The organism is Agromyces albus (assembly GCF_004134825.1).
GTDB lineage: Bacteria > Actinomycetota > Actinomycetes > Actinomycetales > Microbacteriaceae > Agromyces > Agromyces albus.
Genome location: NZ_SDPN01000071.1, coordinates 1 through 10,586 on the forward strand (window position 1 = coordinate 1; position 10,586 = coordinate 10,586).

At 70.4% G+C, this 10,586-nt stretch carries 12 protein-coding genes; 7 read left to right on the forward strand and 5 right to left on the reverse strand.

Annotated features, from left to right (window positions below; genetic code table 11):
• Nucleotides 1–934: UvrD-helicase domain-containing protein (locus ESP51_RS19620; protein WP_164990610.1), on the reverse strand; the 934-nt coding region annotated here is incomplete at its 3' end.
• Nucleotides 935–1,025: 91 nt separating this feature from the next.
• On the opposite strand from ESP51_RS19620, the gene ESP51_RS19625 reads away from it, so the two are divergent.
• A complete protein-coding gene (locus ESP51_RS19625) occupies nt 1,026–1,250 on the forward strand; it encodes a DUF3107 domain-containing protein (protein WP_129522556.1) in 225 nt (74 codons plus the stop codon).
• A 2-nt stretch (nt 1,251–1,252) separates the two neighbouring features.
• On the forward strand, nt 1,253–1,582 hold the full coding sequence (locus ESP51_RS19630) for a hypothetical protein (RefSeq protein WP_206737374.1): 330 nt from the start codon (nt 1,253–1,255) through the stop codon (nt 1,580–1,582).
• A 48-nt stretch (nt 1,583–1,630) separates the two neighbouring features.
• On the opposite strand, the gene ESP51_RS19635 is transcribed toward ESP51_RS19630, so the two are convergent.
• Nucleotides 1,631–2,347 (reverse strand): ferritin-like fold-containing protein, encoded by a 717-nt coding sequence (locus tag ESP51_RS19635; RefSeq protein WP_129522557.1) that lies wholly within the window; start codon nt 2,345–2,347, stop codon nt 1,631–1,633.
• A gap of 132 nt (nt 2,348–2,479) precedes the next feature.
• Here ESP51_RS19635 and ESP51_RS19640 point away from each other — a divergent pair, with 132 nt between their 5' ends.
• A complete protein-coding gene (locus ESP51_RS19640) occupies nt 2,480–3,988 on the forward strand; it encodes a DEAD/DEAH box helicase (protein WP_129522558.1) in 1,509 nt (502 codons plus the stop codon).
• 19 nt (nt 3,989–4,007) lie between these two features.
• Here the strand turns inward: ESP51_RS19640 and ESP51_RS19645 are convergent, their stop codons facing one another.
• The gene (locus ESP51_RS19645) at nt 4,008–4,877 is read right to left on the reverse strand and encodes a PHP domain-containing protein (protein WP_129522559.1); all 870 of its coding nucleotides are present in this window, start codon (nt 4,875–4,877) and stop codon (nt 4,008–4,010) included.
• 97 nt (nt 4,878–4,974) lie between these two features.
• Between ESP51_RS19645 and ESP51_RS19650 the strand changes: the two genes are divergently transcribed.
• The 4 genes from ESP51_RS19650 to ESP51_RS19665 all read left to right on the forward strand — a co-directional run bounded on the left by ESP51_RS19650 (nt 4,975) and on the right by ESP51_RS19665 (nt 9,852).
• Nucleotides 4,975–6,000 (forward strand): endonuclease/exonuclease/phosphatase family protein, encoded by a 1,026-nt coding sequence (locus ESP51_RS19650; protein ID WP_129522560.1) that lies wholly within the window; start codon nt 4,975–4,977, stop codon nt 5,998–6,000.
• 71 nt (nt 6,001–6,071) lie between these two features.
• Entirely contained in the window at nt 6,072–7,631 is a 1,560-nt protein-coding gene (locus ESP51_RS19655) for an aminopeptidase P family protein (protein ID WP_129522561.1), read from the forward strand.
• Nucleotides 7,632–7,757: 126 nt separating this feature from the next.
• Entirely contained in the window at nt 7,758–9,182 is a 1,425-nt protein-coding gene (locus tag ESP51_RS19660) for a M1 family metallopeptidase (protein ID WP_129522562.1), read from the forward strand.
• Between the two features lie 82 nt (nt 9,183–9,264).
• Complete coding sequence (locus tag ESP51_RS19665; RefSeq protein ID WP_129522563.1) at nt 9,265–9,852, forward strand: DUF6636 domain-containing protein; 588 nt, start codon at nt 9,265–9,267, stop codon at nt 9,850–9,852.
• A gap of 38 nt (nt 9,853–9,890) precedes the next feature.
• Here ESP51_RS19665 and ESP51_RS19670 read toward each other — a convergent pair whose 3' ends face one another.
• Both ESP51_RS19670 and ESP51_RS20770 read right to left on the reverse strand, forming a co-directional pair.
• Nucleotides 9,891–10,283 carry a TIGR02611 family protein gene (locus tag ESP51_RS19670; RefSeq protein ID WP_129522564.1) on the reverse strand — a complete coding sequence of 131 codons (393 nt, stop codon included), beginning with the start codon at nt 10,281–10,283 and terminating at the stop codon, nt 9,891–9,893.
• Between the two features lie 41 nt (nt 10,284–10,324).
• Nucleotides 10,325–10,586: hypothetical protein (locus ESP51_RS20770; protein ID WP_206737375.1), on the reverse strand; the 262-nt coding region annotated here is incomplete at its 5' end.

Consider the following 10,586-nt stretch of genomic DNA (forward strand, 5'->3'; position numbering starts at 1 on the left):
TCACGACGGCGCGCAGCTCGAGCCGGCCTCGGTGCACGGCGTCGAGCGCGATGCGTCGCACCGCTCGGCCGCCGAGCACCGCGCCGAGCGAGCCGAGCAGTTCGGCGCGGCCGCCGCGGAATCCGTTGCTCGCGACGTCGGGGTCGCCGAAGGCCACGACCGCGACCCCGCGCGCAGCGAATGCGCCGAGCAGCGCCGCGGTGGTCTCGGTGGCCTCTTGCGCGTCGTCGACGACGAGCAGCCGCAATTGCGCCAGGGTGCCGAGCGCGGCGGACGCGGCAGGCTCGTCGAGGCTGCGGTGCACGATCGCGGCGGCATACGCTGCGAGCTCCGACGAGTCGAACTGCGAGGGGCGCAACTGCTCTTTCACGTCGGCGTACTCGGCGAGGAACTGTGCCGCAGCACGCCACTCCGGCCGCTCGGCTCGAGCGCCGAGCTCGGCGAGCCCGTGAGCGTCGACCCCGTGCTCGACGGCGCGCATGAGGAGGTCTCGGAGCTCGGTGCGGAAGCCGCGGAGCACCCGCACCTCTGGGCCGAGCGAATCGGGCCACTCGGGCCCGAAGCCGTCGCGGATGCCGCCCTCGAGCAGTTCGCCGATGATCTGGTCGTGCTCGGCACCCGTGAGGAGTGTGACCGGCGCGCCCGTGTAGGCGCGCACGAGCTGGAAGGCGATCGAGTTCGCCGTGCGGGCGAGCGGACCGCGCGTGGTGATGCCGAGCCGCACCGCGAGCGCATCGCGCAGCGACGTCGCCGAAGCGCGCGTCGCCGACACGACGAGCACCTCTTCGGGCGCGTATCCGAGCCGCTCGACTCGATCGGCGACGAGTTCGACGGCGAGGGTCGTCTTGCCGCTGCCGGGCGCCCCGAAGACCGCCGCGTGCTCGCCCTCGGCGAGCCCGAGCGAGGTGTCGATGGATGACGCGGGGGCCTGCATGCCGCAACCGTAACCGGTTCCGCCGACAGTGAACGCGAACGGGCCGGCGCGGCCGGTGTCGTAGTGTTGGCGCAAAGCAGAAAGGTGCACCGTGGACGTTCGTATCGGCATTCAGAACTCCCCTCGTGAACTCGGATTCGAGACCTCGCAATCAGCCGCAGAGGTCGAGCAGGCCGTCGCCGCCGCACTCTCAGGGCAGGCCCCGCACCTGAAGCTCTCCGACTCGAAGGGTGCCGTCTACGTCGTACCGGCTTCGGCCCTCGCCTACGTCGAGATCGGCTCCGAGGAGTCGCGTCGCATCGGCTTCGTCGCCTGACGATGGAACTCCTCTTCGTCACGCTCGGCGGCGCGATTCTCGGCCTCGCGGCCCATTACGCGCTTCCGCAGCGGCACACGCGCGGCGTGGCCCTCGTTCCCGCGATCGGCACTGCCGTCGCGGGTGTCGTGTGGGTCGCGCTGACCTGGCTCGGCTGGGCGTGGGACGGCGGATGGATCTGGGTGGTCTCGCTCGTCGCCGCAGGTCTGGTGGCCGGCGCCACCGCATTCCTGATCGGACCCCGTCGCGATCGCGCCGACACGGCGCTCTTCGAGCGCCTGGCGCGACCCGGAGTCGCGCGCGCCGAGGTCGAGCACGCCCGACGCGCCTGACGACCGGGCACACGATCGCGCGCGGTCACGTGCCGCCGTCGAGCTCGATCAGGCCGTGAGCCCGAGTGCGTCCATGCGCCTGGTGTGATCGGCGATGAGCTCGGTGAAGACCGGCTCCACCTGGGCACCCCAGCGGTCTGCCGAGTCGGATGCCCGGAGCGCCGAACGTGCGATCAGCAGGGTATCGCCCACGAGGCTCCTCCCCCACAGGGCAAGCCGATCGGCGAGTCCGGGCTGCGCCTCGATCGCCGAGCGGAGCTCGGTCTCGAGCACGATCGCGGAGCCGCCCTCGTGGAGGATCGAACGCACGCGCGCCCCGAGCTCGGAGGGCAGCCCCGACGAGAGTCGTGAGAAGTAGCCGTCGAGCATGCCCGACGTGACATGGATGCCGAGCAGCAGCTCGTACCAGTCGGCACCGGCGCTGGCCTGGCGGAACCGATCGGTCGCCGGCGCGAACGGTGCCATCACGTCGTCGGGTTCGACGCCGAGCAGCCGCAATTCGGCGATGAGCGCATGGTGCTTGCGCAGCGCCACGCCCGCGGCGGCACTCAGTCCCTCTTTCGCCGGGAGGGTCGGCGCGGTCGCGACGGCCTTCGCGAGGCTCTCGAAGAACTCGAGCTGGATGTACGCAGCCTGCCCGAGGAACGGCACCGGATCGGGCACGAGTTCGGTGAAGTCGACCCGTGCGAGATCGGTCGGTGAAACGCGCGGACGCAAGCGAGGCGTCTCTTGACGCACACTGCGTCGCTTGCCCCAGGTCACCACGGAGACAGCCTATCCGAGGCTCACAGGGAGTCTCGGATAGGCTTGGGGTGCACGCGGGCGGTGGATCCGCGGCCGTGCGCCTGGAGTTGAGACGAGGCGCACCCTCATCCAGCAACTTCGACAGGCAGAATATTGACTACTTTCGCAGACCTCGGCGTCGCGTCCGACATCGTCGACGCCCTCGCCGGGAAGGGCATCATCGATGCCTTCCCCATCCAGGAACAGACCATCCCCCTCGCCCTCGCCGGGCAGGACATCATCGGGCAGGCGAAGACCGGCACCGGCAAGACGTTCGGCTTCGGGCTTCCCATCATCCAGCGCATCGGCGACGACCCCGAAGGCGGCGTCAAGGTGCTCGTCGTCGTGCCCACCCGTGAGCTTTGCGTGCAGGTCACGGAAGACCTCGAGATCGCCACGTCGAACCGGCCTACGAAGATCGTCTCGATCTACGGCGGCAAGGCCTACGAAGGTCAGATCGAGCAGCTCAAGGCCGGCGCGCAGATCGTCGTCGGCACGCCCGGCCGCCTCCTCGACCTCGCCTCGCAGCGACTCCTCTCCCTCAAGAACGTGAGCGAGATGGTGCTCGACGAGGCCGACAAGATGCTCGACCTCGGCTTCCTCGCCGACATCGAGAAGCTCATGGCGCAGACGCCCCCCACCCGCCACACGATGCTGTTCTCGGCCACCATGCCCGGACCGATCGTCGCCCTCGCGCGTCGCTTCATGGTGCGCCCCATCCACATCCGCGCGACCGACCCCGACGAGGGGCTCACGCAGGCGAACATCAAGCACCTCGTCTACCGCGCCCACTCGCTCGACAAAGAAGAGGTCATCTCGCGCATCCTGCAGGCCGAGGGTCGCGGCAAGACCGTGATCTTCACCCGCACGAAGCGCGCGGCCGCGAAGCTCGTCGAAGAGCTGAACGATCGCGGCTTCAACGCCGCGGCCGTGCACGGCGACCTGAATCAAGATCAGCGCGAGCGTGCCATGGCCGCGTTCAAGGCCGGCAAGAAAGACGTGCTGATCGCCACGGATGTCGCGGCGCGCGGCATCGATGTCGATGACGTCACTCACGTGATCAACCACACCATCCCCGACGACGACAAGGCGTACCTGCACCGCGTGGGCCGCACCGGTCGGGCCGGCAAGACCGGCATCGCCGTGACGTTCGTCGACTGGGACGACCTGCACAAGTGGGCGCTCATCAACCGAGCCCTCGAGTTCGGCCAGCCCGAGCCGACCGAGACCTACTCGTCGAGCCCGCACCTCTACGACGACCTCGACATCCCCCAGGGAACGAAGGGCCGCTTGAAGCCCGCCTCGGCCGCCCCGCGGTCGAGCACCGCCGGCCGCACCGAGAACGGCGCAGCGCCGCGTTCGAGCAGCGCAGTCCGTACCGAAGGCGACGCCGACGCCGAGCGCGCGCCGCGCTCCACTCGCTCGCGTCGTCGCACTCGGGGTGGCGAGTCGGCCGAGCCGGCCGGCGACAACACCACCACGACCGACGCCGCCGCAACGCGGGAACCGGGCACCGGCACGCACGACGGCAAGGGCCCCGAGCACCACGACGGCAATTCCGCGCCGCAGCGTCGACGCCGCCGTCGCGGACCCCGCACGGGCGGTCCGACCCCGCAGGCCTGAGCTCGCGGCATCCGCTCCCTCAGGGAATCAGCGGCTCCGCACCGCTCGCCTCGGCGATGATCCGCTCGACGACCCCGGCCGACGTGCGGAGCTCGCCGAGGCGATTCGGCTTTCCGGCGCCGTGATAATCGCTCGACCCCGTCACCTCGAGCTTGTAGCGGGTCGCGAGCTCTCGCAGACGCCGCTTGGCGTCGGGGCGGTTCTCAGGGTGGTCGATCTCGAGCCCGAAGAGGCCCGCGTCGACGAGTCGGGCGATCGAGTCCTCGTCCATCACGCGCTCCGCGCCGCGAGTGCCCGGGTGGGCGAGCACGGGCACGCCGCCCGCGGCGCGGATGAGCCGCACGCCGGTGAGCGGGTCGGGCGCGTAATGCGGGTGGGCGTAGCCGGCGCGAGGATGCAGGATGCCCTCGAACGCCGCAGATCGCGTGGCCACGTGCCCGCGAGCGACGAGGGCGTCGGCGATGTGCGGGCGTCCGATGGTGGTGCCCTCGGCGGTCTGGGCGAGCACGTCGTCCCAATCGAGCGCGTAGTCGCGCCCGATACGGCGCACGATCTCCTCCGCGCGGCTGAGCCGCGATTCGCGGATGCGCGCCGTCTCGGCGAGGAGCCCCTCATCGAGTGGGTCGACGAGGTACGCGAGCATGTGGACGCTCATGAAGCCCGATCGTGTCGAGAGTTCCATGCCGCGAATGAGGGCGACGCCCGTCTCGTGCACGGCGGCGGCGGCCTCGGCCCATCCGCTCGTCGAATCGTGGTCGGTGAGCGCGATGCCCCAGAGCCCGGCCGCGGCGGCCTGCTCCATCAGCCGCGTTGGGGATTCCGTTCCGTCGGAGACCGTCGAGTGCGTGTGCAGGTCGGCTTCGCCGACGGCATCAGGGGCTCCGGACATCCCTTCATGCTAGTCGCGGCATCCTCTCCGGCGACTCCCAGCTGATCGGGGGCGACCTCGCCGTCGAAGCACCGCGGACTCGCCTAGGGTTGATGGAATGCTCCCCCGCATCCTCGGTTGGGCCGTCGTGCTCGGCATCCTCATCGTGGCCGTCGTGCTCGTCTGGCCGCAGGGCTTCGGTCTGCAGAACCAGTGGATCGCGGCGCACATCGTGGCGTTGCGGGGCGTCGCCGCCGTGTGCGGGGTGATCGCGGCGGGGCTGTTCCTGCTGGTCGCGATCGCGAGGCCCGCCCGACGCTTCGGCATCGCGATGGCGGTCGTGCTCGGGCTCTTCGCGATGGGCAACGTCGCGGTGCTCACGGCGCGGGGCATCGGGGCAGCGGATGCCTCGGGCGAGGCGCCGGCCGAGTCGATCACGGTGCTCTCGTGGAACACCCTCGGCGAGGTGCCCGACGCTTCCGTGATCGCGGAGATCGCACTCGATGAGGGTGCCGACGTCGTCGTGCTGCCCGAGACGACGACCCCGATCGGCGAAGAGGTGGCGATCGCGATGCGCGACGGCGGCAGCCCGATGTGGGTGCACACCCAGGCGTTCGACCTCATCTCCAAGGCGCGATCGACGACCATCCTCATCAGTCCAGACCTCGGCGACTACGAGGTCGTCTCGGTGGAGGCGCCCGGGCCGCCCGGAAACACGAACACCCTGCCCACCGTCGTCGCCGACCCGGTCGACGGTGCAGGGCCCCGCATCGTGGCCGTCCACGCCGTCGCCCCGATCCGCTGGGAGTTGCGGAACTGGCGCAGCGACCTCGACTGGCTCGCCGAGCAGTGCGCCGGCGAGAACGTGATCATGGCGGGAGACTTCAACGCGACCGTCGATCACTTCGCCGGTCGCGGGCTCTCCGGCGGCGATCTCGGGCGGTGCTCCGATGCCGCCGACGACGCCCATGCCGCAGCGCTCGGCACGTGGCCCACCAACCTGCCGATGCTGCTCGGCAGTCCGATCGACCACGTGCTCGCGACACCGAACTGGCAGGTCGACGACTTCCGCACGCTGCAGCAGTACGACGACGCGGGCAGCGACCATCGCCCCGTCGTGGCGACGCTCTCCCCCGCCGGCTGAGCCGCCGCGTCGGTCCGTCACGAGGTTCGACGCGATCCCGCCCTCCGGAGGTCGGTGCGAGAATGGGAGGCATGGCGAACTCGACCGACACCTCGACCAAGACGGCACCCCCGACATCCGAAGAGGCCGGTCGCAACGCGAACCGCTCGACGACGCCCGGGTCCGAGGGGTTCAAGGAGTTCATCGGCAAGGGCTGGGCCGAGCGTGAAGAAACCCTGCCGCCCGCGCGTGCCCAAGCCGCGTTCGCTGCGGCGCGCCGTGCCAGGGTGTCAGCGGCATTCACCGGCGTGCGTCTCATCATCCCGGCCGGCGACATGAAGCAGCGCGCCAACGACACCGACTATCCCTACCGGGCGCACTCGGCGTTCGCCCACCTCACGGGTTGGGGTTCCGACAGCGAGCCCGGCGCCGTGCTCGTGCTCTCGCCCGACGGCGAGGGCCACACCGCCACCGTGTACTTCCGTGAGCGTGCCGGCCGCGACTCCGAGGAGTTCTACGCCAACCCGGCGATCGGCGAGTTCTGGATCGGGGCGCGCCCATCGCTCGCACACGTCGCCGCCGATCTCGCGATCGAGACGCGGGGCCTCGACGACTTCGAGCACGTGATCGAGGCGGTCGACACCGCGACGCTCGTGCTGCGCGAGGCCGACTCCGCGATCACCGATCGCGTCGACCACGCCCGCATCCGGTTCGCCGCCGAGCAGGCGCTCTCGACGAACGCCGCCGACACCCCGTTCAGCATCGAGGTCGGCGGCGACCACGAGCCCGACGGCGAACTGGCACGAGTGCTCTCCGAGCTCCGCCTCGTGAAAGACGAGTTCGAGGTGGGCGAGATGCGCGCCGCGATCGATGCGACCGAGCGCGGCTTCACCGAGGTCATCGCGGAGCTTCCCCGCATCACCGCCGAGGTACGGGGCGAGCGCGTGATCGAGGGCGTCTTCGCGACCCGCGCCCGACTCGAGGGCAACGATGTCGGATACGGCTCGATCGCCGCGGCCGGACCGCACGCGACCATCCTGCACTGGACCCGCAACGACGGGACCGTCGCGCCCGGCGACCTCGTGCTGCTCGACGCCGGCGTCGAGCTCGACACGTATTACACGGCCGACATCACCCGCACCTTCCCCGTGAACGGCACGTTCTCGCCCGTGCAACGGCAGATCTACGAGGCAGTGCTCGAGGCCGCGGATGCCGCGTTCGCGGTCGTGCGCCCAGGTGCGATCTTCCGCGACGTGCACGCCGCCGCCATGGGCGTCATCGCACGCAAGACCGCGGAGTGGGGCTTCCTGCCCGTCTCGGCCGAGGAGTCGCTCGAGCCCGAGAACCAGTTCCACCGTCGGTACATGGTGCACGGCACGAGCCACCACCTCGGCCTCGACGTGCACGACTGCGCCCAGGCACGTCGCTCGATGTACATGGACGGCGTGCTCGAGCCCGGCATGGTCTTCACGATCGAGCCCGGGCTCTACTTCCAGCCCGACGACCTCACCGTGCCCGCGGAGTTCCGCGGCATCGGCGTGCGCATCGAAGACGACATCCTCGTCACCGAGGGAGGTGCCGAGAACCTCTCGGCGCGCATCCCTCGCACGGCCGACGAGGTCGAGGCGTGGGTGCGGGCCGCCGTCGCCTGACATCGCCGCAACTCTGGCGGGGTCGAGATCACGCGGTCTAGGGTGGCTGCACAGTCGCTCCCGGCCGGCTCCGGTCAGATCCCCGCGGCAGTGTCGTCGATCGCACCACCGAACGCTGGAGGATCCATGCCGTCCCGTCTTCGCAACGCACTCCTCGCCCTCGGATCGGCAGTCGCCGCGGTCGCCCTCTTCGGCGCGCCATCCGTCGCCGTCGCCGCATCGCCGGAGTACATTCCCGGCTCTGACGGGGCCGGGGACCCATACTTCCCGCTCGCCGGCAACGGTGGCACCGACGTCGTGCACTACGACCTCGACCTCGACTACACACCGGCACCGCCCGAGCCGGCGCCGCTCGAGGGCCGTCTCGACGGCGTCGCCACGATCGACCTCATCCCGACGCAGGATCTCAGCCGATTCAACCTCGACCTGCGCGGCCTCACGGCCACGGAGGTCACGGTGGCCGGCAAGCCGGCGACCTTCACTCAAACGTCGAACGAGCTCGTCATCACGCCCACGAAGAAGGTCAAGGCCGGCAAGAAGACCCAGGTCGTGGTGACCTACGGCGGAACGACCACGCAGCCGACGGACATCGAGGGTGCGCTGTACGGCTGGGTCACCACCCGCGACGGCGCCATGGTGGTGAGCGAGCCCGACGGATCGGCCACGTGGTTCCCCGTCAACGATCACCCGACCGACAAGTCGACGTACTCGTTCGAGATCACGGTGCCCGAAGGCCTCGTCGCGGTCGCGAACGGCCTGCCCAGCGGTCCCGCGACCACGGTCGACGGAAAGACGACGTGGTACTGGGACGCACCCGACCCGATGGCCGCCTATCTCGCCACGGCCAGCGTGGGCGACTACGTGGTGAACGAGTACGTCGCCGCGAACGGCACGCCGATCTTCGACGCTGTCGACCCGGCTCGACTCGGCGATCCGTCGGCGAGTCTCGCGCTCACGAGCGACATGCTCGTCTTCTTCGAGGGGCTGTACGGACCGTACCCGTTCAACTCGTACGGCGCGATCGTCGACGACGACACGGTCGGCTACGCGCTCGAGACGCAGACGCGATCGTTCTTCTCCCGCACTGCCCGAGAGGGCACCGTCGCGCACGAGCTCGCACACCAGTGGATGGGCGACCACGTGAGCCCGAACCGCTGGGCGGACATCTGGCTCAACGAGGGCTGGGCGACCTACTCGCAGTGGATGTGGGCCGAGCACCGCGGCGTTGACACCGCCCAGGCGGCGTTCGACGACTACCTTGCGATCCCCGCCGACGATGAGGAGTGGGCGCTCGTCGTCGCCGACCCAGGTCCGCTCGGACTCTTCCTGAACCCGGTGTACGACCGCGGCGCCGCCACCCTGCACGCGCTGCGCGTGGAGATCGGCGACGACGCGTTCTTCGAGCTGACGCAGACGTGGGTGGAGCGGTTCGGGGGCGGTACCGCGTCGACCGCCGACTTCATCGCGCTCTCCGAGGAGGTGTCGGGCCAGGAGCTCGAGACGTTCTTCGACGTGTGGCTCTACACGCCCGAGAAGCCGGTCATCTGGTAGGCGACTCGCCGCAGCTCGAGCGTTGCCGAATCGAGATATCGGCCGGCACCGCCCGAGCCCGTCGAGTCGATAGAGTCCGTCCATGACCAGACCCCACACGTTGCGAGCCGCGCTCGTGGCCGCCTCGGTGGTGCTCCTGCTGAGCTCCTGCACCGCAATCGCCGCCGGTGCCGAGGCCGAGCCCACCACGGTCGCATCCGCATCCTCGTCATCGACGCCCGCTCCGGCGGAGCCGGTCACCGCCGTGGTTCCGGTTGACGCGGCCCCGTTCGCTACCCAGGAGCTGGGTGACGGCGTCGTCTTCACGTCGCCGTCGGGCGACCTGCGGTGCGGAATCGTCACGTCCGACGTCGAGTACCTGTGGGGGTGCAGGATCGAGGAGAAGGAGTGGGAGTTCCCGAGCGACGATCCCGCCGACTACTGCTACGACGCGCAAGTGCCGTGCGGCTGGGGCATCGAGGCCACGGGCGATGGTGAGACCCATCCGAGGAAGCGCGGCGATGTCGCGTTCGAGAGCGAGTACCGCGTCGACACGCCCGTGCTCGAGCACGGCACCTCGATCGAGTACGGCGGCATCACGTGCGTGTCCGAGCCCGAGGGCATGACCTGCGAGAACTCGGCGAGCGGGCACGGATTCACGATCTCAGCGTCGCGCAACGACCTCTGGTGAGCCGGCTGGGGTGAGACGCGCCCGCACTCGGCCCTCGGTCACGCGGCGCGCCCCGGGCGTCCCTCGCGTTCAGCGCGTTCAGCGCGTTCGGCACGTTCGGCGCGTTCGGCCCGGCGACGCTGCCACCACGCCCAGAATCGCGCGAGCTGGCGCTTCGTGAACGCAGCGGTGCGGTTCGCCCACACGAACTCGGTGCCGAGGATCGCGAGGCCGAGGAAGACCACGAGCCATCCCGGCCCGGGCAGCGGCACGAGCAGAAGCCCGAGCGTCGCGATCGCACCGCCGATCACGGCGACGAGGATCCGGTAGAAGCTGCGCAGCGCAGGCCGCCCGCGAATGCGCCGGCGGATGCTGCGGAGCCACCGTCGGATCGGCCGCCGCGGGTCTTCGCCTTCGGCGATCTCGCGTTCGAGCTCGAATCGCGACACCATGCGGTGACGCTACTCGCGCATGCTGGGAGGCGGCAGGGGATTCAGCTGGGCCGGTGCTCCTGGTCGCCGGCTTCGGATGCCTCGGGCTCGGCGAACTCGCCGTAGCGGGGCCGTTCCCGGGGCGCACGGCTCGCCTGCTCGCCCCCGGGCCGTTCACTCTGGGCGGGGTTGGTCGCCGCCTGCTCGGCATCGGCCCGATCGACGCGCGCCTGCTCTTCGCGCGCCCGCCGGGCGGCATCCGTCGCCTCGCCGTAGCTCATCGGCGCCGACCCGGCCTCGGCGGCCGAGCGCTGGGCAGTCGGC

What these genes read in the sequence shown, in the direction of transcription:
- ESP51_RS19665 (WP_129522563.1), top strand. Translation starts at nt 9,265, where the DNA reads ATGACCAGACCCCACACGTTGCGAGCCGCGCTCGTGGCCGCCTCGGTG.
- ESP51_RS19655 (WP_129522561.1), top strand. Translation starts at nt 6,072, where the DNA reads ATGGCGAACTCGACCGACACCTCGACCAAGACGGCACCCCCGACATCC.
- ESP51_RS19645 (WP_129522559.1), bottom strand. Translation starts at nt 4,877, where the DNA reads ATGTCCGGAGCCCCTGATGCCGTCGGCGAAGCCGACCTGCACACGCAC.
- ESP51_RS19670 (WP_129522564.1), bottom strand. Translation starts at nt 10,283, where the DNA reads ATGGTGTCGCGATTCGAGCTCGAACGCGAGATCGCCGAAGGCGAAGAC.
- ESP51_RS19650 (WP_129522560.1), top strand. Translation starts at nt 4,975, where the DNA reads ATGCTCCCCCGCATCCTCGGTTGGGCCGTCGTGCTCGGCATCCTCATC.
- ESP51_RS19660 (WP_129522562.1), top strand. Translation starts at nt 7,758, where the DNA reads ATGCCGTCCCGTCTTCGCAACGCACTCCTCGCCCTCGGATCGGCAGTC.
- ESP51_RS19630 (WP_206737374.1), top strand. Translation starts at nt 1,253, where the DNA reads ATGGAACTCCTCTTCGTCACGCTCGGCGGCGCGATTCTCGGCCTCGCG.